We start from the raw sequence: 20903 nt of genomic DNA on the forward strand, positions 1-20903 counted from the left end.
CGATCGGGCGGCCGTAGCTCGGTGAGAAGCGCCGCTTCGTTGCGGCGTTCCGTCGTCAGTCGTCAGTCGTCAGTTGCGGAATCGGCCTCGAGCGGCAGCGCTACCCCCTTCTCGCACGTCGCGTCGAGACAGCGGGTGCCGCTGGCGGTCTCGAAGGTGGGGAGGCCACAGCCGCACTCGCCGTCGATGACGCCAGCGGGGACCGCGAAGCCGGTATCGCAGTCGGGGTAGTGTTCGCAGCCGGCGATGAGTCCGCCGCGCCGCAGGATTCGGAGGTCGCCGTCGCAGTCGGATTCGGGGCAGTCCCACTCGCGGTCGAAGGCCTCCCGGACCGCCGCGTCGAGGGACTCGCAGCTCCGATCGAGACAGACGTCGAACGCGAGGCCGCGCTCGACGCGCATCCGGGGGAGGCCGCAGTCGCAGTCACTCTGCTCGTCGCGGATCGTCGCGTCGGCGGGCACGCCGTAGCGGTCGCCGCAGCCGACGCAGTGGACGCCGCTCGAGCGCACGAGGGCGGCGCCGCAGTCGGGACACTGGCCGACGGGGGTCCCGGCCGCGGAGGCCGGGTAGTTGGCGAAGCCGTCCTGCTCGTGGGCGGCGATCCGGAGCGTCTGCGTGCCCTTCTTCGCGACGAGCGTGAAATCGCCCGTGTGATCGCTCGAGACGCTGTCGGCGCGGGTCAGCCACGCGACGGGTTGGTAGCCGCCGCTGTCGTGGACCAGGACGGTGTTGTCGGGTTTGACGATGGTCGTCACACGGCCGCGGTACTCCTCGCGGTCCCCTGTCTCGGCGATAACGGTACAGTCGCCCGCGAGCACGCGGATCGCGTCGTCGATCATGGGCGGTCTGGCCCCGGTTTCGTACTTAAACCCGCGGCTCGGTGGCTGGTTTCGAACGTGAGAACCGGGTCAGCACTCGCACGTGCTCTCGATGGCGGTCGCGGTCGCGATTACGACTGGCCGCCGCGCTCGTCGCCCTGCGGTCCGTTCCCTCGTTCGTTCGGCTCGCCGGACGAACGGTCGTCGTCATCGACGATCGAGCGAGCGATCGCCGACTGATGGCCTTGCGATCATAGTCGGGTGAGTCGGTCTTCCAATCGCTCTCGCTCTCGATGGCATGTACCTCAACGACACTCACGAACGACGGTACTGGTGGTACCTCTACATCGCGGTCTCAGTTACGCCGCTTCTCGCAACGTTCGTAGGGCTGGTCTACCTCTACCGGCGGAAGAAGTTCATCGGCCTTGAGCGACCGTTTGACATCGGCGACCTCGTTCGCTAATCGGCCAACACGACAGCAGAGCCGCATAGCAGCCGCCATATTGACGTCGAGCTGACATCAGGCTACTGCCTGTGTGATGTCAGATGGAATTGTTTTTGACGTCACCATGACGTATCCAGTGCCGTAGTGGGTTTCACATGTTGAAATGAGAGTCGACCGTTTCCATAATTCGTGGGTCGGCAGTCGACTGAGCGTCCGCCAGTGGCTTGCGGTGTCCGTCCCTTACTATAATTTCAGCAACCACATCAATCGATCGACGGTCGAACGGCATCTCAGGGTTTGATTATACATGTACTCATAATAAATATTGCTTATGACTAATACTATCTGTATTACTTAGATTCATAATATCAACACATGTGTTAGTTGATGCGAAAGCTAATGGTGAAAAAGAAGCAACCCAAACAGAACTCGCAATCGCGTCGCTCTCTCATCAAAACGATCGGCATCAGTGCAGCATCGCTTTCGGCTCTCGGAGCAGGGACTGCCGCAGCGAAAGATGCCAACAACCAGTCTGTCGAGGGACCGAGCACGTTCGGTACCCAAAGCGACGAGCCTACGGTTGAGCCGGACGCGATGAAGAACGCCACGACCACGTTCTCGCCGTACTCAATCTCCACTTCGGGGACCTCAATTCTGAAAAGCCGGTGGGAATTCCAGACTATCCCTCTGATTCCGGCAAACAACTACCAGCTCGACATCCTCGTGAATTCGAATAACGTGAGAAAGCCCACCACTCGGTCGACGAACGTCGGTTCAGGCAAGATCACCAAGAACTGGGAGTACAGGAGTAGCAGCCCAGTCGGCTCTGCATATCACTGGCAGGCCAAAATCTGGACCGTTGACGCCTTCGGGACCTCTGCAATGGTAGATGCAGAAATCGACCCGTACAGCTCTGGAAACGTTAAGGCGAAGACGGGTACATTCTGGCCGTACCAGTCATGGTCGACTGCTACCCTTACCGTGAAATAGCAGTCCCGAAGGGTCACCCACGGTGTCCCGTCTCCAGTAACCAACCGCAATACTAAATCTATCTCGGATAGAATATTAACCAAACAATAATGGAAATTAACAAATCCAGAGTTCGAACGCTCCAAGTATTAGCTGCGGCTATCGTCCTGTTCGCCATCTTCGCAATGCTACTGTCCGGTCAACCGGTGTTCGTGGCTGTGATAAGTGGGATAACGGCGGGCGGCCTCACGTTCATGCTAACCGCCCTGATTCTGTTCGCATATTGGGGATTCCAGTCCTCGTTCAGCAAATAACACATCGCTTCTGTTCTTCGACAAACCCTTTTAAGTAACTCAGAATAGACTCCATCCTAGAATAAGTAGTTTTTAACTACATCGAGAAATGAGAAAAGGGCCGCAGCCAACTCTGGAGAGATATTCACTGGCATTACTTCTGTATGTTGCTGGCGGGCCCGCACTCATGCTCCCAATGACAGCTACTATCATTGATGCGATAAACCTCGTTGCTCTAATCACATAGACGGAGCTTTTCAAGGGCCTTCCGCGGTCTCCGGGCCGCCGAGTTCGCCGGCGCGGTCCCGGAGCGTCCGGATCGACTCGACGTCGACGCCGTGATCGGACAGGACGGCTTCGGGTACCCCGGCTGCGGCGGTCTCGGCCGCGTCGGCCCGTCGCTCGAGGCTCCGCATCTCGGCGACGGTCGTCGCGACTTCCGCGCGGTAGCGCCCCTCGCTGAGGTCGCCGGCCTCGCGGGACTCGTTCAACTCCTCGAGTCTGTCCTCGAGTTCCGTCAGGCGCCGGTCGGTCTCGTTGAACTGCGCGGCGATGACGGCCGCTTTCGTCTCGTTGGACTCGGCGTTCGCGATTCGGACGCCGAAGGCCCGCTCCGAGACGTTGCCCTCGAGTTCGGCGTTCTGGACGCCGACGGCGGCGGCGAACTGCGCGCCGGGTTCGATCGATTCGGTTCCGTCGTCGGCGTCGGTCTCCGACTGCGCGCCGTCGCTTGAGGTCGCGCTCGCCGCCGCGAAGGGGACCGCGACCGTCGCGACGAGGAGAATCGCTGCCAGTGCGATCGACGTGGTTCGGTTCATTGGTGGGTGTTGTCTTCGTGTGGTGATAGACACTCGAGACGATGACTTGGGTTCACCGACGGTTAACGCGATTCAACGCCGTTTTCGATCCGACGCCGTCGGGCGATTTCGTCGGTTTCGACGATTCGTGTCTGCCATCCGTCCGGAGCGGAATGCGGTTTCGGTTCGCTCTCATGTCGATTCGGGACCGCCGCCCTCGTCGGGCAGCGAGAGCACGTTCTCGCGACCGAGGCGGAACGACTCGAGTTTCCCCTCCTCGCGGAGGCCGCTGACGACCTTGCTCGTCTTCGCGTCGGTCCAGTCGAGTTCCGCGACGACGGCTTGCTGTTTCATCCGGCCGCCGTTCTCGCGGACGAGCCGAAGGACCTGTTCCTCGTTACTGAGCAGGTCCGGATCCGGCGCCCCGGTCCCGGTCCCGGTTGCGCTCGTACTCGAGTCTGCCGACTGTGCGGACTGCGCCAACTCTGCCGGCTCCGTCGGTTCGTTGCTCGGTGGCGACGCCGTCGCATCGTCCGCTCGAGCGGCGTCGGGATCGCTTCGATCGGCGTCTCCGTCGGTCGGCGGCGCGCTCGGCCGCGAGCGGGTGCGATACCACCAGAGGCCTGCGGCACCGAGTCCGACGACGGCGAGGCCGGCCGCTGCGAGCAGCGCCGAGGACGGCCCCGTCCCCGCAGCGGTGACGACGACGCGCGGCTCGCCGGAGACGAAGTCGGTGTCGCCGCCCCGCCAGATGACCGCGCGATCGCGTTCGTCGTCGGGTTCCGGCGCGACCGAGGTTCGCTCGTATCCGTCCGGCCACTCGATCAGCAATCGGGTTCCGTCGTCGAGGTAGATCCCCTCGAGCGCGTCGCCCGCCCGGAGTTCGTCGCCCTCGCTGGCGGCGAACCCGCGCCATTGGAACGTGTACCTGACGACGCCGTACTCTCGAGCGAACGACCGTCGCTCGGTCTCCACGGCGAACCCGTCGGCGGACATCTCGCGACCCGTCGCGTTCTCGGCGGTGGCGACCGTTTCGGCCATTCGATCGGCGAAGGATCGCGTGTGGTTGTCCGGATCGTCGCGGATATCGTCCCGCAGCGATTCGAACGCCGTCGTGCTCTCCTCGTCGTCGAGCCGAACGAGGAACTCGAGGCGCCACTCGGCGGTCCCGTTCGATCGGAGCGCGACGTCCATTCGGACCTCGTCCGCGTCGATCTGGTCCTGCTGGATCGCGAACGGCGTCGACTCGGACTGTCCGGCGTCCGTGGCTCCGGCGGCGGCGCCGATCGGGCCCGTTGCGGCGAGGAGGAGCGCGGCGACCACGGCCATCACGCCGACGCGATCGTTCATACGAGTGGGTACTTTTCACCTCTGTTAAAACATGCGGAAGCTGGGAGAGCGTCGCTACCTACCTTCAACGGTGCAACAGGGCTGAAACGGCGAAGAAGTGTTCAACGAATGTTCATTTCCCGGCGCCGTTCAACTCTGCGTCGGCACCGCCGGGCGTGAGGCCCCGAACGACCTCACCGAGCGACTCGAGGAGGCCGCCGACGAAGTCGGATATCTCCCCGAGGGCGTCGAGGACGAACTCCGGTACCGGATCCGGAAGCTCGTCCGGTGGACCGTTGGCCGGTTGTGCTGCCGCCGCGCCCGTTGCGCCGACGAGGAGTGACATCGTAATCGCGATCGCGAGTAGCGTTCGTCCGTGCATCACAGTTCTCCATTGGACGTTCACCCTCTTGAACCGGTCAGTTCGTGAGCTCGTTTTGCGCCGATTTACGCCCGTTATCGATCGTTTTCGACCGCTCTCAGTTCATCACGTGCCGGATGGTTCCACGCACTGACGCCGAACCGAGCGATGCCGTCGCCTCCGATAGCGATACCGACGCGTCCGGTAGCCACACGCGACCGGCACGTATTACACCGACTTGATGCGGCGTCGCCGTTCTCGTACTCACTCTCGTCTCTGATCCGTGTTCTCGTGGCGATCGAGTACGTCGACGGATGCGTCTCGATGCATGAGCCGACAGGAGCGTCAGCGAGGGTGCATCAATGGGGGACGGCGGCAGTGAAGAGGAGCGTCAGCGAGGGACGGGACCGGTGGAGGGTGCGTCAGCGGGGGACGGTGGCAGCGCCGTTCAGGCTCCCGGAACGCCGAGCGCCGTGATCGAGCCGATACCGAGCAACTCGAGGGCCGCGAGGACGACGACCGCGGCCGCCCACGCGGCGAGGCCGACCGCGCCGGAGCGAAGCCAGCCGAGTCGATAGCGCCACTTGACGACCGCGATCCACGCGACGGCGGCCAGCAGACCGCCGAGCAGCGGAATCGGCTCGAGGAACGCCCAGGCCAGCGCGCCGAGCAGCGCGGTTACCACCGCGTGGCCGTAGTCGCGGGCGTCCGCGGCGACGTGGGTGCCGGTGTGGAGGGCCGCGCCGCCGACTAACAGGCTCACGGCGAACGCCAGCAGCCGGTCCTCGAGTCCGATCGGCGCCGGGGAAGCGAATGGTGGCATGGGATGGGGAAGTTACGGGAGACTTATTCGTCGCCGCCCGATTCGTCGTCGCCATCGGTCTGTTCGCTATCGTCCGAGGAGCCCGGTTCGACAGACTCCTCATCGTTCGATTCGCCGGTTTCGTCGGTCTTGCCGTCGCCGTTCTCGTCGGCGTCCGCGCCGCCGTCGCGTTCAGCGCTGTCCGAGTCAGCGTCCCCGCTTCCGTCGCGTTCGTCGGCGCTCTCGCTCTCGTCTTCGTCGCCATCAGGCGTCACGTCGCTGATCGCGTCGCCGAGCGAACCGCCGAGGTCTCCGCTCAGGAACGACGAAATCCGCTCGTGGATCGCGGAGACGTGATCGGGAACTTGGCCGGGGAGCTCGACGTTCGGTCCCTGTCCGTTCCGATCGTCTGCGGCGGTATCGCCGGCGGTTCCGTTCCCGCTTCGATCCGCGTTGTCGTTCGCGTGTCCTTCGTCCGCGCTCTCCGAACTCGCGTCCGGGGACACGGGCGCGTTCCCGGGCGCCGCGGCGGCGAACCCGGTGGTTGCGATCAGTACTGCGCAGCCGACTGCGATGAGCGTCGTTCGTTTCATAGCTCGCATCCCGCTCTCGGTGGCCGGACCGACTTGAAGGGGGTTCGTCGTGGATCGGGTTTTCGAGCGTTTGACGCCATTTGAGGGACGTTTTCGCGGGTTTGTCTCCGGTTTAACGCCGATCGAAGGCGGGGATCCCGTCGCCGAGGCGTCGGGTCGAGCGCAGCGGCGAACACGACTCGAGCGCGCGCCGTCCGGTCGACGACGCCGCGCATCCGAGCTGGCGATCGGCGCGGTCTCGAGGGGGCGCTATCGGAGGCTTGCACGCGATGCTATCGGGTCCGATTCTCCGGCGCCTCGAGTACCGAAACGCTGTGAGTTCGCCGGCGCGAATCCGACGCTACGAGTCCGACGCCTCGAGCGCCGTCTCGACGCCGCTGACCAGATTGGTCGCGGTCGTACCGCCCTCGTCGCGCCAGTGGACCTCGCCGGCGCCGTCGACGGCCAGCGTCGTGGGCGTGCCGGTGACGCCGTAGTCCTCGAACAGCGCGCCGTCCTCGTCGACGGCGAGGGTCCAGTCGCCGTCCTGCTCGGCCCACCAGTCGGCCAGTTCCGACGGCGAGGACGCGGCGCCGGAGTACTCGTCGACGACGCTCACGACGTGGACGTCGCCGTCGGGACCGACCTCGCGGGCCGTCGCGAGTTCGTCGCGGGCCTCGCCGACCCGCGAGAGCATGGCGCGGCTGGTCGGACAGGTGGTTCGAATGCAGTTGACGAGCTGGACCTGCCCTCGGCTCGGAACGCCGATCGTCCCGCCCTCGCTCCCGGGCGCGTCGACGGTCGTGAGCTCGACCGCCGACTCGTTGGACTCGTCGCCGTCGTTCGAGTCGGCGCCGTCCTCGAGGCAGCCCGACCCCGCCGCCAGTACCGCCGTGCCCGCGATGAATGCGCGTCGTTTCATGTCGTATCGGACGGCCGCCGCCCGCCGGTTCGGCTCCGTATACGAGTTCGTCGCCGCGGAGTCACGTGTTTGTTTCCCCGGCTTCGGCCACGTGGCCCGGCACGAGAACGAGTGGTCAGCCGGCGGAATCGTACCCCTCCGATCCGTCGGGGAGCGTCAGTCGAGACAGACGTACGTCCGCGTCGTGCCGACGTCTTCGAGCGGCCGGACCGCCGACGTGACCGTCGAGAGGAGGTCGTGCGGTCGCTCGCCCTCGAGTTCGACCACGACGTCGAAGTCGCCGGCGACGACGTGCGCCTCGACGACGCCGTCGACCTCGCGAACCGATTCGCAGACCGCCTCGGACATGCCCGTCGCGACGTCGATCATCACGAATGCGTGAGACATTATCATTCGGACTTCGCGATCGAGCCACAAATAACGACCGTGCGCGGAGCGACCGACGCCAGCCCCGAACGGGCGGCGGTCTCGTCGTCGGTCAATCGGGCGCTCAAGGATCGGTGCAAGCGCCGCCTCGAGAGCTGGTCGCCGACGGTCCACTGGGGGCTGCTCGCCCGCGGGCGGCTGGACGGCATCGTCCGCTACCGACCCGACCGGGAGGACCAACTCCTGGGCGAACTGTTCGCGTCCGAGAGCGGACTCCACACCGCCACGGGCGAGGGGTCCGACGACGGCCGGTGGTTCGTCGGCGCCGGCAACGAGGCGGTGCTCGACGCGCTCCGCGAGATCGCGCGTGCGAACGTCTGATCTGGGCGTTCGCTCCGCCGACTCGTTCTGCCAATTCTTGCACAACGCGCTTATTCCGTGCCCCCGTCGGTCGTCCTATGACCGCGACCACCGCCGAGATCGTGCTGTTCGACGGCTTCGACGAACTGGACGCGATCGGCCCCTACGAGGTGCTCGAGAACGCCGCCCACGCGGGCGCCGACCTCGAGGTCGACCTGGTGACCCTCGACGAGACCGACCTCGTCACGGCGAGCCACGACCTGCGCGTCGAACCGCAGGGGACGCTCGGCCGGCCCGACATCCTGCTCGTCCCCGGCGGCGGGTGGACGTCCGCCAACGAGGGCGTCCGCGCGGTCGTCGAGGACGGCGTGTTGCCCGACAGGGTCGACGAATGCTACGCCGAGGGCTCGACGGTCGCCTCGGTCTGTACCGGTGCGATGGTGCTGGCCGAGGCCGACCTGCTCGAGGGCCGGCCCGCCGCTACACACCGGGTTGCCGTCGACGACCTCGAGGCCCACGCGGCGAACGTGGTCGACGAGCGGGTCGTCGACGACGGCGACGTGCTGACCGCCGGCGGCGTCACCTCGGGACTCGATCTGGCGCTGTGGCTCGTCGAGCGGGAGTTCGGCGAGGACGTCGCGAGCGAAGTGAGCGAGGAGATGGCCTACGAGCGCGGCGAAGTGTTCGGTTGATAACAGCCCGTACAGATATCGGCGGTCGCGTTGCTCTCGTCTCGAGTGAGTAGCAACGGGAGCGTTCCGTTATCGTGGCAACAGGGAGTTGCCACGCCCTCCCCAGCCGATTCGCTCGTTCGCTTCGTCTGCTCACGGGCGCGAAGCGCCCGTTCGCACGGTACGCGGGACCGAAGGTCCCGCGCCACTCACTCACTCATCCCTCGCGCACTGTCATCGATCGGCTCTCGCTTCGCTCAGGCACGATCGACAGCGCGCGCCACGCAACGCGGCGCGGTCAGCACGAGAGGAGCGACGGACCACTATCTCCCGAGCCACCGCGCCCGGTTGCTCCTTGCCAAATTGCTATCCGTGACGCCCGGGTAGGCAGGGCCACATGAACGCAGTGCTGTTCGACATGGACGGGGTCCTCGTCAACAGCGAGGACTACTGGACCGAGTTCCAGGCCGAAGACATCCTTCCGGCGGCCGTCCCCGACGACGACGTCGACGTCGCCGAAGTGACCGGGATGAACTACCGCGAGACCTACGACTACCTCGAGGCGGAGTACGGGACCGCCGTCTCCCGCGAGGAGTTCGAGGAGCGCTTCGAGGAGACCGCTCGCGAGATCTACCGCGAGCACGTCGACCCCGTCGACGGTCTCCACGACCTCCTCGCCGAACTCGACGACCGCGGGGTCGAGCGAGCGCTCGTCTCCTCGTCTCCGCACGAGTGGATCGACATCGTCCTCGAGCGATTCGACCTCGAGGGGTCGTTCGACCACGTGATCAGCGCCGAGGACATCGACGCGGCGGGCAAGCCGGAGCCGGACGTCTTCGAGTACGCCGCGAGCGAGGTCGGCGTGCCGGCCGAGGAGTGCGTCGTCGTCGAGGACTCGGAGAACGGCGTCGAGGCCGGCGCGCGGGCCGGCGCGCTGGTCGTGGCCTACCGAATCGACGCCCACGACGACCTCGACCTCTCGCCGGCCGACGAGATCGCGGACTCGGCCGCGGAACTGCGGGAGACGGTCCTCGAGTTGGCGTCGTAGCCGGCTCGATATCACGTCGGGACCGTCGGCTCGACATTTCGATCAGTCAGTGCACCGACCCGCGTATCTGGGCGCTACCGAGAACTCCTCTTTCACACCCCGTTCGAGGCCTCGAGCCGGATCCGACGCCGGTCAGACGACGTCGACCGTTCGACTCGAGACGATCGGCACCAGCGGCTCCTCGGGGAAGGCGACGCTGACGGTGAACTCGAGGTCCTCGGCGTCGGCGCCGAAGACGCCGACCGGGACGGTGTCCGTATCGCGCAGGTAGGTGTTCGTACTGGTCATCTCGACCCCGTTGACGGTCACGCGAATGCCGGCCCGCGCGGGCTCGCCCACGTTGCGGACGGTCACCTCGCAGACCTCGTTCTCGCCGGTGGCGATCGTCTCCGGGAACTCGCCCCAGTCGATCTCGAGGGCGGGCAGCGACTGGGCGCCCTCGTAGACGCGCTCGGCGACGCCCTCGGAGAGGCCGGCGTCGACGAGTCCCTCGACGCCGACGGCGACGATGTCGCCGGGGGCCGACAGCCCCTCTCTGGCGAGTTTGCTCGCCCGGCCCGGCCCGACGCCGTCGATGGCGGTCAGTCCGACCGCGTCCTCGGCGACGCCGTTCTCGATGCGGGCCTCGACGCGCCGGGCGAGGTTCGCGGCGTGGGGGCCGACGAACCGATCGAGGAAGGCGCCCAGCGCCGAGACGAGTCGCGTCGCGTTGCGCCGGATCACCCACGCGTCACTGGCCAGTTCCGACGGCGTCGAGCCGTCGGCCGCCCCTCGGAGGATGGCCAGCACCTTCCGTTGGCCCGCCTCGAGGTCGTCGGTCTCCTGGCCGACGAGCACGGCGTTGATCGCGTCCCGCTCGGACTGGCGGGCCGACACCGAGTCGAACTCCTCGGCGGTCGCGACCGTCTCGAGGATGTCGCCGGTCTCGAGGGTCGTCTCGCCATCGGTGATGCGGTCACAGAGGTCCGCGAACCCCGCGGCCGTCTCGAGTCGCAGGTAGTACTCGGAGGCGAGTTTTCCCCGCGGCGTCGGTTCGATCGAGAGGTCGTCGGCGTCCATCTCGACGAACCCGCGGTCGACGAGGTCCTCGAGGCAGTTCCGAACGCGTTCACGGAGATTGGGAAAGTCGTACGCCTCGGGTTTCGACTGGCCGCGGACGTAGTAGAACGTGGTCTCGAGCCAGTCCATGACCGCCTCGAGATCGGTGATGGTCCCCATCGCGATCTCGGCGTTGAGGTGGGTCTCTAAGCTCTCGGCGAGGCGGGACTCGATCTCCTTGCCGTCCCGGAGCAGCCGGCGGTACTTGTCCGCGTCCGCGCCGTCGCAGACCACCCAGCCGTAGCCGACGTCGTCGTAGCCGGGGCGGCCGGCGCGACCGAGCATCTGGAGGACGTCGAGGGGGCTCATGTCGACCTCGCCCTCGAGCGGATCGTGGTATTTCGTGTCTCGGATCACGACGCAGCGAGCGGGCAGATTGACGCCCCAGGCCAGCGTCGACGTCGAAAAGAGGAGTTCGACGTGGCCCTCCTTGAACCACTCCTCGACCAGATCCCGGTCGTTCTTCGAGAGGCCGGCGTGGTGGAAGGCGACGCCGTCTAACACCGACTTGCGGAGCGTGGCGTCGTCGAGTTCCTTCGCGTCGGTATGAAAATCGTAGTCGCCGCGAGCGCCCATCGGCACGTCGCGTTCGGCGATCTCGTCTCTGGCCTTCTTGGCCGCCTGCACGGTGTCCTGGCGGGAGGAGACGAAGACGAGCGCCTGGCCGTCTTCTCGCAGATGCGGTTCGGCCAGATCGAGGGCGCGATACAGGCGGCGGTACTTGTCCGCGAAGGCGTTGTCGCCGTGCGTGTAGGTCTTGACGCCCGATTTGAGATCGACGGGTCGGTACTCGTCGCCGAACTCGAAGGTGGTCTCCTCGGGGGCGTCGAGCCACGAGGCCACGTCGTCGACGTTGGGCATCGTCGCCGACAGGGCGACGACGCGCGGGTCACAGAGCCGTCGGAGCCGCGAGATCGTCACCTCGAGCACCGACCCCCGTCGATCGGCGTCCAGCAGGTGGACCTCGTCGATGACGCAGACGTCGACGTCGGTGACGAAGTCGTACCGCCGGGAATCGTGTTTTCGGGTCGCCGAGTCGAGTTTCTCGGGGGTCATCACGAGGATGTCCGCGCGCCGCGCCCGGCGGGGATTCAGATCCCGTTCGCCGGTGACGACGTATACCGAGTAGTCGAGGTCCTCGAAGCGGTCCCAGTCGTCTTCCTTCTCGTTGGTCAGGGCTCGCAGCGGCGCGATAAAGAGCGCGGTGCCGCCGTCGGCCAAGGCCTTGCAGATCGCCAGTTCCGCCAGCGCGGTCTTGCCCGAGGCCGTCGGCGCGCTCGCGACCACGTTGTCCTCGGACTCGAGCAGCCCTGGCAGTGCCTCGCGTTGCATTCGGTTGAACTCCTCGAAGGCGAAGGCGTCGGCGAATTCGGGGAGAACCTCGGCGACCTCCATCACCCTCAAACGGGAAGCGCCGGGTCAAAGGCGTTTCCTTCGAGGTCGCCGACCCGACCGGCCCGCGGGCGAGGCGCCGAGGACCGCGCCAGCGGTGGCGAAGACGAGCGGGTAGCGGACGCCCCGAGGAAGACGGTGGGGAGGAGCTGCGGCCCCATCGATCGGCTCACCTCGAAGCCGACGACCGTTCCCTCGGCGCTGGCCCCGGTGACGATCGCACCCAGCCCCAACACGACGGCGTAGCCGATCGTCCCGCGCTCGCGGCGACGGCCGCGGCCCTCGAGTCGCGCGATGCGGGTCCCTCGTCGGATACCGTCGACTGCGGGAACATCGAACCGACAGCGACGGACCGTAATACAATTGAGGGCTGTAATTCGTCGCTCGCGATCAGACGGCCGTTTCCTCGCTCGAGGCCGCCGTCTCCTCGAGTTGGTCGCTCAACAGCCGCGAGGCGCGTTCGGGCTCGGGGACGCGCTCGAAGACGAGTTCCGGTTCGCCGGAGCCGGCGGTGTAGACGGTCAGGTCGCCGTAGCCCAGCGCGCGGCCGAGGACGCTCTGGCTGAGGCTGGTGTTCTGGACGCGCTCGAGGCGAAACTGGGTGACGTCCCGCGAGACGACGCCGTACTTCTTGTAGAGTTCCGAGGTCGTGATGACGTAGCGGGTGTTCGTCCAGACGAGGTAGCGCGCGCCCGCCAGAGCCGTCCCGGCGACGGCGACGAGGACGCCGACGAGCGTCAGGAGTCCGACGCCGTCGCCCGCCGTCCACCCGGTCAGAACGAGGCCGACGATCGCGACCGCGACGCCGAGCGGGAGCCGCGATCCCATCGAGACGGGGTGGGGACGACTCTCCCAGACGATGTCGTCCTCGTCGCTGATGTGAAACCAGTCGGGCGTCGTGCTGAACGCCATTGTCGGCGGTATTCCGTTCGCTCCCGTAAAGCTATGGGTACGTCTCGCTCAGACGGACTCGCTGCGGGACGCCTGCACGTCCAGTCCGGGGCTGTAGTAGTACACCGGGTCCGACTCCGGAAGCTCGAACCCGTTCGCCCGCAGGAGCGTGTTCGTCTCGACGTCCGCGGTTGCGGGATAGAGCGTCCACGGCTCGTGGTCGACCCGCGTCCGCCGGAGCGTCCCGTCCGGCGCTTCGGTGTAGAACCGGTATCGTTCGACGAGAAACCGCGCCAGCGGATCGTCCGGCGCCGAAATCCCCTCGCCCGTCGGCCCGTAGGTGGCCTCGTACGCCGCCGGCCGCGCGCCGGGGTGCTTGCGCCGACTCGAGAACCGAACGCGGCCGCTCTCCCGATCGGACTCGAGGGCGATCCGGGCGTAGTAGTAGGGCAGATGATGGAACAGCCGCGCCCCGAGGACGCTCGCGATCCCCTGCGCGTCGAGGCTGAAGAAGTAGACGGCCGGCTCGCCGTCCCGGCGGACGTACGTTCGGAGGTTGATTTCGGGCAGCCGTATTCCAAGTCGTCTCGGGCAGCCCTGCGGCCGGACGGCGACGTTGGTGAACGGAACCACCGAGAGCCAGCCGCGGCCGTCGTGCTCGTCGACGGTGAGGCCCCTCGGGAGGTGGGCTTCGAGAAGTGACGGCTCCACCGGCCAGTTCTCGAAGAGGAGGTGCCGCCAGCCCATCTGCAGCGGAACGACCATACCTCCACAACCGGTCGGCAACCAAGTAATCGTTCCGCTGAAACGTCTCCCGTCCGGACGACCAGCGCGACAGGAGACGTCTCGGCTGCGATCGTCCGGGGACTCGAGGGGCACCGTTTTTCACCGCCCGTCGCTAGAGACCGGGTATGAGCAGCGCACGTAAGCCCGACTGGCTCAAGATGCGGCCGCCGTCGGGTCGGGAGTTCACCGACATCCGGGAGACGCTGCGCGAGCGGAACCTCCACACGGTCTGCGAAGAGGCCAACTGTCCGAATCTCGGCGAATGCTGGTCGGGCGGCGCCGGAACGGGTGACGGGGAGGGCGGCACGGCCACGTTCATGCTGATGGGCGATCGCTGCTCTCGAGCCTGTAACTTCTGTGACGTCGAGACGGGTGGGATGGAGGCCCTCGACCCCGACGAGCCGGAAAACGTCGCCGAGGCGGTCGCCGAGATCGGGCTGGATTACGTCGTCCTGACCTCTGTCGACCGCGACGACCTGCCCGACCAGGGCGCGGGCCACTTCGCGGAGACGATTCGCGAGATCAAGGAGCGCCATCCGGGCATCCTCGTCGAGGTGCTGATTCCCGACTTCCAGGGCGAGGAGCGTCTCGTCCGGAAGATCATCGACGCCGATCCGGACGTGATCGCCCACAACGTCGAGACCGTCGAGCGCCTGCAGTTTCCCGTCCGGGACCGCCGTGCGGGCTACGAGCAGAGCCTAAGCGTCCTCGAGCAGGTCGACCGCGAGTCCGATATCTACACGAAAACGTCGATCATGCTCGGCCACGGCGAGTACGACCACGAAGTCTACCAGACCTTGGCCGACTGCCGCGAGCGCGGGGTCGACGTCGTCACCCTCGGCCAGTACCTCCGGCCCTCGATGGACCACCTCGAGGTGCGACGGTACGATCATCCCGACAAGTACGAGACGTGGCGGCGAGTCGCCGAGGAGGAACTCGGATACCTCTACTGCGCCAGCGGGCCGATGGTGCGCTCGTCGTACAAGGCCGGCGAACTGTTCGTCGACGCCGTGCTCCGGGAAGGCAAGAGCGTCGAGGAGGCGCGAGCGGACGCGCGACGCGACGGGCAGACGCCGGCGGCCGAGTGATTCGGCTCTCACTGAGCACTCGGTCTTGGACAACTCTTCTCCAATTTGAGCGGTCCATCGCTGCGGTCACGCTACTCGAACAGCAGTAGCGCCCGCGACCGGTATCGCAACTCGCTGCCCGTCAGCGGCCAGAACTGTACAGTCGTGTCCAGATCTTTTCGGCGTGGCGGGCAAGAATCTCACCAATAGTAAAATATTTTGGGAAACTCCTTTATCCCGAGCGATAGTTCACTAGGGTATGTACAGGTGGGTTGTCCCGTGAGTACGATACAGCGCGACCCCCGAGAACGAGTACAGGTGCTCGACGAGGACGGCCGGGTCCTCGAGGGCGCCGATGTGCCCGACCTCTCGGCCGACGAACTCGTCGAGATGTACGAGCAGATGCGGCTGGTGCGCCACTTCGACGAGCGGGCGGTGAGCCTCCAGCGGCAGGGGCGGATGGGTACCTACCCGCCCCTGTCGGGGCAGGAGGGGTCCCAGATCGGCAGCGCCCACGCGCTCGCCGAGGACGACTGGGTGTTTCCCAGCTACCGCGAACACGGCGTCGGCCTGGTGCGCGGCGTGAGCCTCGAGCGAACGCTGCTGTACTGGATGGGCCACGAGCGGGGCAACTACATCCCGGAGGACGTCAACATGTTCTCCGTCGCGGTGCCCATCGCGACCCAGATTCCCCACGCGACCGGCGCGGCGTGGGCCTCGACGCTCAAGGGCGAGGAGAAGGCCTTCATGTGCTACTTCGGCGACGGCGCCACGTCAGAGGGCGACTTCCACGAGGGGCTGAACTTCGCCGGCGTCTTCGACACGCCGACCGTCTTCTTCTGTAACAACAACCAGTGGGCCATCTCGGTGCCTCGCGAGCGCCAGACGGCCAGCGCCACGCTGGCCCAGAAGGCCGAGGCCTACGGGTTCGAGGGCGTGCAGGTCGACGGGATGGATCCGCTGGCGGTCTACAAGGTCACCAACGAGGCCGTCCAGAAGGCAAAGGATCCCGACTCCGTCGAGGACGACTCCCCCGGCGACGCGACGCGGCCGACGCTGATCGAGGCCGTCCAGTACCGTTTCGGCGCGCACACGACCGCGGACGATCCCTCGGTCTACCGAGACGAGGACGAGGTCGAACGCTGGAAGGCGAAGGATCCGATCCCGCGACTCGAGTCGTACCTGCGAAACGAGGGGATCCTCGACGACGACCGCGTCGACGCGATCGACGAGCGCGTTCGGGAGGATGTGGCCGACGCGATCGAGACCGCGGAGTCGATCGAACGGCCCGATCCCGAGGAGATCTTCGCCCACGTCTACGAGGGAATGCCCCGGCGCTTACAGCGGCAACTCGAGTACTTCGAATCGATTCGCGAACGCCACGGCGACGACGCGCTTCTTGAGTGATACCATGGCAGCAGAGACTGAACCTGAATCGGAGTCGGTATCGGACGTATCGGAGACGGAGAACCTCACCCTCGTCCAGGCGGTTCGAGACGGGCTGGAGACGGAGATGCAACGCGACGACGACGTCGTCGTCATGGGCGAGGACGTCGGGAAGAACGGCGGCGTCTTCCGGGCGACGGAGGGGCTGTACGACGAGTTCGGCGGCAATCGCGTGATCGACACCCCGCTGGCCGAGTCGGGGATCGTCGGCACGGCCATCGGGATGGCCGCCTACGGGATGCGCCCGGTGCCCGAGATCCAATTTATGGGCTTTATCTACCCCGCGTTCGACCAGATCGTCTCCCACGCCGCGCGCCTGCGGACGCGCTCGCGCGGACGATTCACCTGCCCGCTGGTCGTTCGCGCGCCCTACGGCGGCGGCATTCGGGCGCCCGAACACCACTCCGAGTCGACCGAGGCGATGTTCGTCCACCAGCCCGGACTGAAGGTCGTGGTTCCGTCGACGCCCTACGACACGAAGGGGTTGCTCACGAGCGCGATTCGGAGCCCGGATCCGGTGATCTTCCTCGAGCCCAAACTCATCTACCGGGCGTTCCGCGAGGACGTGCCCACGGGATCCTACGAGGTGCCCCTCGGCGAGGCCGCGATCCGCCGCGAGGGCAGCGATATCTCGGTCTACACGTGGGGGGCGATGACCCGACCGACGCTCGAGGCCGCCGAGAACCTCGCCGAGGAGGGGATCGACGCCGAGGTGGTCGACCTGCGGACGCTGTCGCCGTTGGACGAGGAGACGATCGTCGACTCCTTCGAGAAGACGGGTCGCGCCGCCGTGGTCCACGAAGCGCCGAAGACCGGCGGGCTGGGCGCCGAGATCACCGCGACCCTGCAGGAGGAAGCACTACTGTATCAGGAGGCGCCGGTGGAGCGTATCACGGGTTTCGACACGCCGTTCCCGCTGTACGCGCTCGAGGACTACTACCTGCCCGAACCGGCGCGCATCGAGGACGGCATTCGAGACGCCGCGGAGTTCTGATCATGGTCAGGGAGTTCGAACTACCGGACGTCGGCGAGGGCGTTGCAGAGGGCGAACTGGTCTCGTGGCTGGTCGAGAAGGGAGACACGGTCTCGGAGGACCAGCCGGTCGCGGAGGTCGAGACCGATAAGGCGCTCGTGGAGGTTCCCGCGCCAGTCAACGGGACGGTCCGCGAACTGCACGTCGACGAGGGCGAGGTCGTCCCCGTCGGGACGGTGATCATCTCGTTCGATGTAGAGGGTGAAGAAGCGGAGCAAACGACCGACGAGGAACAGGAGCGGGCCGGCGAACCCGAAGGCGTGGACACACCGGACGAGGCGACTGGGGCCGGAACTGAAGCCGAAGCCGCAGGCGGTGAATCCGCCGGCAGTCCCGAAGCGATCGGCGCCGACGCCGAGGAGACCGCCACGCCCCAGGACCGCGTCTTCGCGCCGCCGCGCGTGCGACGCACGGCCCGCGAGGAGGGGATCGACCTCTCGCGCCTCGAGGGCAGCGGCCCCGGCGGTCGGATCACCGCGGCCGACGTGCAGGCCGCCGCGAGCACCGGTCCGATGGACGGCGGAACGCAGACCCAGCAGCCGGCGGAGACGGCGGCCGAATCGGACGCGACGACCGGCGACTCGAGCGAGACCGGCGGCGTTGCAGTCGAAACGGAGGGGCAGCCCGAACCCGGGACCGAGGCCGGAACCGAATCCGGAGCCGCGAGTACCAGCGAACCGACGACTCCACCGTCGGGCCTCGAGTCCGCGGACCGCGAGAAGACGCTCGCTGCACCGGCGACTCGACGGATCGCTCGGGAGAAGGGCGTCGACATCGACGCCGTCCCGACCGACGAGCAGCGAGAGGGCGAGGCGTTCGTCACGCCCGAAGCGGTCCGGGAGTACGCCGAGGCCCAGCAGCGGGCCCAGGAGGCCGACCGGGAGGCGGTCGAGGCGGGCGAACCGGTCGGAACGAAGGGGACCGATTTCGCCGAGGGCGAGCGCGAGCGTCGGGAGCCGTTCAGAGGCGTGCGCAAGCGGATCGCCGAGGCGATGGTCGAGTCGAAGTACAGCGCGCCCCACGTCACCCACCACGACGAGGTCGACGTCACCGAACTCGTCGAGGCGCGCGAGGAGCTCAAACCCCGCGCCGAGGAGCGGGGCATTCGGCTGACCTACATGCCCTTCATCATGAAGGCGGTCGTCGCGGCGCTACAGGAGTACCCCGAGATGAACGCGGTCATCGACGAGGAGAGCGACGAGATCGTCTACCGCGACTACTATAACGTCGGGGTCGCCACCGCGACCGACGTCGGCCTGATGGTGCCCGTCGTCGAGAACGCCGACGAGAAGGGGCTCCTGCAACTCTCCTCGGAGATGAACGAACTCGTCCAGAAGGCCCGCGAGCGGTCGATCAGCCCCGGCGAACTGCGGGGCTCGACGTTCACGATCACCAACGTCGGCGCCATCGGCGGCGAGTACGCCACGCCGATCATCAACTACCCCGAGGCGGGGATCCTCGCGATCGGCGCGATCAAGCGCAAACCGCGCGTGATGACCGACGAGAACGGCGCCGAGTCGATCGAGCCCCGCTCCGTGCTGACCCTCTCGCTGTCGTTCGATCACCGGCTGATCGACGGCGCGATCGCCGCGCAGTTCACCAACGCCGTCATGGAGTACCTCGAGAACCCCAGCCTACTATTGCTCGAGTGAGCGTAGACGGACCCACGACTCGTCACCACCGATTTACGATTCACCGATTATGTACGCTGAACCACCGCACACACGAGACGCGCCGTACGCACACACCGGGGAGGGAGCGAACTGATGGTCGTCGGAGACGTCACCACCGGAACGGACGTCCTGATAATCGGCGCCGGCCCAGCGGGCTACGTGGCCGCGATCCGCGCCGGACAGCTCGATCTGGACGTCACGCTCGTCGAGAAGGAGGCCTACGGTGGGACCTGTCTGAACCACGGCTGCATCCCGTCGAAGGCGCTGATCACGGCGACCGACGTCGCCCACGACGCCCGCAACGCCGAGGCGATGGGGATCCACGCCGACCCCGCGATCGACCTCGCGGGGATGGTCGACTGGAAGGACGGCGTCGTCGACCAGCTCACCAGCGGCGTCGAGAAGCTCTGCAAGGCCAACCAGGTCAACCTGCTCGAGGGGACCGCCACCTTCACTGACGAGCACACCGCCCGCGTCTCCCACAGCGGCGAGGGGCAGGGCTCGGAGACCCTCGAGTTCGAACACGCCGTCATCGCGACCGGCTCGCGACCGATCGAGATCCCTAACTTCGAGTTCGGCGACGAGCCCGTCCTCAACTCCCGACAGGCGCTGGCGCTCGACTCCGTCCCCGACTCGCTGGTCGTCGTCGGCGCCGGCTACATCGGGATGGAACTGGCCAGCGTCTTCGCCAAGCTGGGCACCGACGTGACGGTTATCGAGATGCTCGACTCGATCCTTCCGGGCTACGACGACGACCTGAAACGGCCCGTCAAGAAGCGGGCGAACGACCTCGGCATCGAGTTCGAGTTCGGCTACACGGCCTCCGAGTGGCACGAACGGGCCGACGGCGAGGGGATCACGGTCGCCGCCGACCCCGTCGAAGAGACCGCCGCCGACGGCGGTAGCGCCGAGGCCGTCGAGAGCGAACCGGGTGACTCCCTCGAACTCGACGCCGAGAAGGTCCTCGTCGCCGTCGGCCGCGAACCCGTCTCCGACACGCTCGAGCTCGAGGCCGCGGGCGTCGAGACGAACGACCGCGGCTTCATCGAAACCGATTCGCGCGCACGCACGAACGTCGACCACGTCTTCGCCGTCGGCGACGTCGCGGGCGAGCCGATGCTCGCCCACAAGGGCAGCGCGGAGGGGCAGGTCGCCGCCGCGGTCATCGCCGGCGAGCCCGCGGCGATCGACTACCAGGCCATGCCCGCGGTCGTCTTCACCGATCCGGAGATCGCGACCGTCGGGATGACCGAGTCCGAGGCCGCAGAGAACGGGTTCGAGACCGTCGTCGGCCAGTTCCCGTTCCGGGCCAGCGGCCGCGCGCTGACGACCGGCGAGTCGGACGGGTTCGTCAAGGTCGTCGCCGAGGAATCCGACGGCTACGTGCTCGGCGCCAGCATCGTCGGCCCCGAGGCCTCCGAACTGATCGCGGAACTGGGGCTCGCGATCGAACTGGGCGCGACCCTCGAGGATGTCGCGTCGACGGTCCACGCCCACCCGACGCTCTCGGAGTCGGTAATGGAGGCCGCCGAGAACGCGCTCGGCCACGCGATTCACACGTTGAACCGGTAAGCGGCGCGTCCCGCCCGTAGCCGCCGCTTTTCGGGCGGAGAACGCGCCGTCGATCATCGCTGATTCTCCTCGAGCGGGAATATCTCTCTCGGAGTGGGAATTACCTCTGCACCCTTCATTAGGGGGGACCTCTCTTCGAATATGAACACAACACCCACCTCGAACTCCGCTCTCCGACGCCGAACCGTCCTC

At 66.7% G+C, this 20903-nt stretch carries 20 protein-coding genes and 1 pseudogene; 10 read left to right on the plus strand and 11 right to left on the minus strand.

Going from position 1 to position 20903, the window contains the following annotated elements:
- Positions 1-62: 62 nt before the first annotated feature.
- On the minus strand, positions 63-839 hold the full coding sequence (locus HTZ84_RS18415; protein ID WP_174682013.1) for a DUF91 domain-containing protein: 777 nt from the start codon (positions 837-839) through the stop codon (positions 63-65).
- Positions 840-1116: 277 nt separating this feature from the next.
- Between HTZ84_RS18415 and HTZ84_RS18420 the strand changes: the two genes are divergently transcribed.
- Positions 1117-1281 carry a hypothetical protein gene (locus HTZ84_RS18420; protein WP_174682014.1) on the plus strand — a complete coding sequence of 55 codons (165 nt, stop codon included), beginning with the start codon at positions 1117-1119 and terminating at the stop codon, positions 1279-1281.
- A gap of 381 nt (positions 1282-1662) precedes the next feature.
- Positions 1663-2253, plus strand: coding sequence for a hypothetical protein (locus tag HTZ84_RS18430; protein WP_174682015.1), 591 nt, complete (start codon positions 1663-1665; stop codon positions 2251-2253).
- 541 nt (positions 2254-2794) lie between these two features.
- On the opposite strand, the pseudogene HTZ84_RS18435 reads toward HTZ84_RS18430, so the two are convergent.
- From HTZ84_RS18435 to HTZ84_RS18465, 7 genes and pseudogenes are all read right to left on the minus strand, one after another.
- Positions 2795-3343 (minus strand): annotated as a pseudogene (locus HTZ84_RS18435) (DUF7096 domain-containing protein); the annotation flags it as partial.
- Between the two features lie 171 nt (positions 3344-3514).
- Entirely contained in the window at positions 3515-4672 is a 1158-nt protein-coding gene (locus HTZ84_RS18440) for a helix-turn-helix transcriptional regulator (RefSeq protein ID WP_174682016.1), read from the minus strand.
- A gap of 112 nt (positions 4673-4784) precedes the next feature.
- Positions 4785-5033, minus strand: a complete 249-nt coding sequence (locus HTZ84_RS18445; protein ID WP_174682017.1) for a hypothetical protein — start codon at positions 5031-5033, stop codon at positions 4785-4787.
- 427 nt (positions 5034-5460) lie between these two features.
- The gene (locus tag HTZ84_RS18450; RefSeq protein WP_174682018.1) at positions 5461-5835 is read right to left on the minus strand and encodes a hypothetical protein; all 375 of its coding nucleotides are present in this window, start codon (positions 5833-5835) and stop codon (positions 5461-5463) included.
- 23 nt (positions 5836-5858) lie between these two features.
- Positions 5859-6407: a hypothetical protein gene (locus tag HTZ84_RS18455; protein ID WP_174682019.1), complete on the minus strand. Its 549-nt coding sequence runs from the start codon at positions 6405-6407 to the stop codon at positions 5859-5861.
- 340 nt (positions 6408-6747) lie between these two features.
- Positions 6748-7308 carry a TlpA family protein disulfide reductase gene (locus HTZ84_RS18460; RefSeq protein WP_174682020.1) on the minus strand — a complete coding sequence of 187 codons (561 nt, stop codon included), beginning with the start codon at positions 7306-7308 and terminating at the stop codon, positions 6748-6750.
- A 156-nt stretch (positions 7309-7464) separates the two neighbouring features.
- On the minus strand, positions 7465-7695 hold the full coding sequence (locus HTZ84_RS18465; protein WP_174682021.1) for an Lrp/AsnC ligand binding domain-containing protein: 231 nt from the start codon (positions 7693-7695) through the stop codon (positions 7465-7467).
- Positions 7696-7734: 39 nt separating this feature from the next.
- Between HTZ84_RS18465 and HTZ84_RS18470 the strand changes: the two genes are divergently transcribed.
- From HTZ84_RS18470 to HTZ84_RS18480, 3 genes are all read left to right on the plus strand, one after another.
- Positions 7735-8055: a hypothetical protein gene (locus tag HTZ84_RS18470; protein ID WP_254611776.1), complete on the plus strand. Its 321-nt coding sequence runs from the start codon at positions 7735-7737 to the stop codon at positions 8053-8055.
- Positions 8056-8132: 77 nt separating this feature from the next.
- Positions 8133-8726 (plus strand): DJ-1/PfpI family protein, encoded by a 594-nt coding sequence (locus tag HTZ84_RS18475; RefSeq protein ID WP_174682022.1) that lies wholly within the window; start codon positions 8133-8135, stop codon positions 8724-8726.
- A gap of 376 nt (positions 8727-9102) precedes the next feature.
- Positions 9103-9753, plus strand: a complete 651-nt coding sequence (locus tag HTZ84_RS18480) for an HAD family hydrolase (protein ID WP_174682023.1) — start codon at positions 9103-9105, stop codon at positions 9751-9753.
- Between the two features lie 132 nt (positions 9754-9885).
- On the opposite strand, the gene HTZ84_RS18485 is transcribed toward HTZ84_RS18480, so the two are convergent.
- The 3 genes from HTZ84_RS18485 to HTZ84_RS18495 all read right to left on the minus strand — a co-directional run bounded on the left by HTZ84_RS18485 (position 9886) and on the right by HTZ84_RS18495 (position 13899).
- Positions 9886-12246, minus strand: coding sequence for a DEAD/DEAH box helicase (locus tag HTZ84_RS18485; RefSeq protein WP_174682024.1), 2361 nt, complete (start codon positions 12244-12246; stop codon positions 9886-9888).
- Positions 12247-12633: 387 nt separating this feature from the next.
- Positions 12634-13155 carry a PH domain-containing protein gene (locus HTZ84_RS18490; RefSeq protein WP_174682025.1) on the minus strand — a complete coding sequence of 174 codons (522 nt, stop codon included), beginning with the start codon at positions 13153-13155 and terminating at the stop codon, positions 12634-12636.
- Positions 13156-13203: 48 nt separating this feature from the next.
- Positions 13204-13899, minus strand: a complete 696-nt coding sequence (locus tag HTZ84_RS18495) for a YqjF family protein (RefSeq protein WP_174682026.1) — start codon at positions 13897-13899, stop codon at positions 13204-13206.
- A 146-nt stretch (positions 13900-14045) separates the two neighbouring features.
- Here HTZ84_RS18495 and lipA point away from each other — a divergent pair, with 146 nt between their 5' ends.
- From lipA to lpdA, 5 genes are all read left to right on the plus strand, one after another.
- The gene (lipA, locus tag HTZ84_RS18500) at positions 14046-15008 is read left to right on the plus strand and encodes a lipoyl synthase (RefSeq protein WP_174682027.1); all 963 of its coding nucleotides are present in this window, start codon (positions 14046-14048) and stop codon (positions 15006-15008) included.
- Between the two features lie 258 nt (positions 15009-15266).
- On the plus strand, positions 15267-16394 hold the full coding sequence (gene pdhA, locus HTZ84_RS18505) for a pyruvate dehydrogenase (acetyl-transferring) E1 component subunit alpha (protein WP_174682028.1): 1128 nt from the start codon (positions 15267-15269) through the stop codon (positions 16392-16394).
- 4 nt (positions 16395-16398) lie between these two features.
- A complete protein-coding gene (locus HTZ84_RS18510) occupies positions 16399-17427 on the plus strand; it encodes an alpha-ketoacid dehydrogenase subunit beta (RefSeq protein ID WP_174682029.1) in 1029 nt (342 codons plus the stop codon).
- Positions 17428-17429: 2 nt separating this feature from the next.
- A complete protein-coding gene (locus tag HTZ84_RS18515; protein WP_174682030.1) occupies positions 17430-19118 on the plus strand; it encodes a 2-oxo acid dehydrogenase subunit E2 in 1689 nt (562 codons plus the stop codon).
- 114 nt (positions 19119-19232) lie between these two features.
- Positions 19233-20711 carry a dihydrolipoyl dehydrogenase gene (gene lpdA / locus HTZ84_RS18520; RefSeq protein WP_174682031.1) on the plus strand — a complete coding sequence of 493 codons (1479 nt, stop codon included), beginning with the start codon at positions 19233-19235 and terminating at the stop codon, positions 20709-20711.
- Positions 20712-20903: the final 192 nt, after the last annotated feature.

It is taken from the genome of Haloterrigena gelatinilytica (genome assembly GCF_013342145.1).
Lineage (GTDB): Archaea > Halobacteriota > Halobacteria > Halobacteriales > Natrialbaceae > Haloterrigena > Haloterrigena gelatinilytica.

What these genes read in the sequence shown, in the direction of transcription:
- HTZ84_RS18515 (WP_174682030.1), top strand. Translation starts at nt 17,430, where the DNA reads ATGGTCAGGGAGTTCGAACTACCGGACGTCGGCGAGGGCGTTGCAGAG.
- HTZ84_RS18490 (WP_174682025.1), bottom strand. Translation starts at nt 13,155, where the DNA reads ATGGCGTTCAGCACGACGCCCGACTGGTTTCACATCAGCGACGAGGAC.
- HTZ84_RS18480 (WP_174682023.1), top strand. Translation starts at nt 9,103, where the DNA reads ATGAACGCAGTGCTGTTCGACATGGACGGGGTCCTCGTCAACAGCGAG.
- HTZ84_RS18430 (WP_174682015.1), top strand. Translation starts at nt 1,663, where the DNA reads ATGGTGAAAAAGAAGCAACCCAAACAGAACTCGCAATCGCGTCGCTCT.
- HTZ84_RS18485 (WP_174682024.1), bottom strand. Translation starts at nt 12,246, where the DNA reads ATGGAGGTCGCCGAGGTTCTCCCCGAATTCGCCGACGCCTTCGCCTTC.
- HTZ84_RS18465 (WP_174682021.1), bottom strand. Translation starts at nt 7,695, where the DNA reads ATGTCTCACGCATTCGTGATGATCGACGTCGCGACGGGCATGTCCGAG.
- HTZ84_RS18495 (WP_174682026.1), bottom strand. Translation starts at nt 13,899, where the DNA reads ATGGTCGTTCCGCTGCAGATGGGCTGGCGGCACCTCCTCTTCGAGAAC.
- HTZ84_RS18445 (WP_174682017.1), bottom strand. Translation starts at nt 5,033, where the DNA reads ATGCACGGACGAACGCTACTCGCGATCGCGATTACGATGTCACTCCTC.
- HTZ84_RS18450 (WP_174682018.1), bottom strand. Translation starts at nt 5,835, where the DNA reads ATGCCACCATTCGCTTCCCCGGCGCCGATCGGACTCGAGGACCGGCTG.
- HTZ84_RS18440 (WP_174682016.1), bottom strand. Translation starts at nt 4,672, where the DNA reads ATGAACGATCGCGTCGGCGTGATGGCCGTGGTCGCCGCGCTCCTCCTC.
- HTZ84_RS18455 (WP_174682019.1), bottom strand. Translation starts at nt 6,407, where the DNA reads ATGAAACGAACGACGCTCATCGCAGTCGGCTGCGCAGTACTGATCGCA.
- HTZ84_RS18475 (WP_174682022.1), top strand. Translation starts at nt 8,133, where the DNA reads ATGACCGCGACCACCGCCGAGATCGTGCTGTTCGACGGCTTCGACGAA.
- HTZ84_RS18460 (WP_174682020.1), bottom strand. Translation starts at nt 7,308, where the DNA reads ATGAAACGACGCGCATTCATCGCGGGCACGGCGGTACTGGCGGCGGGG.
- lipA (WP_174682027.1), top strand. Translation starts at nt 14,046, where the DNA reads ATGAGCAGCGCACGTAAGCCCGACTGGCTCAAGATGCGGCCGCCGTCG.
- lpdA (WP_174682031.1), top strand. Translation starts at nt 19,233, where the DNA reads ATGGTCGTCGGAGACGTCACCACCGGAACGGACGTCCTGATAATCGGC.
- HTZ84_RS18415 (WP_174682013.1), bottom strand. Translation starts at nt 839, where the DNA reads ATGATCGACGACGCGATCCGCGTGCTCGCGGGCGACTGTACCGTTATC.
- HTZ84_RS18510 (WP_174682029.1), top strand. Translation starts at nt 16,399, where the DNA reads ATGGCAGCAGAGACTGAACCTGAATCGGAGTCGGTATCGGACGTATCG.
- HTZ84_RS18420 (WP_174682014.1), top strand. Translation starts at nt 1,117, where the DNA reads ATGTACCTCAACGACACTCACGAACGACGGTACTGGTGGTACCTCTAC.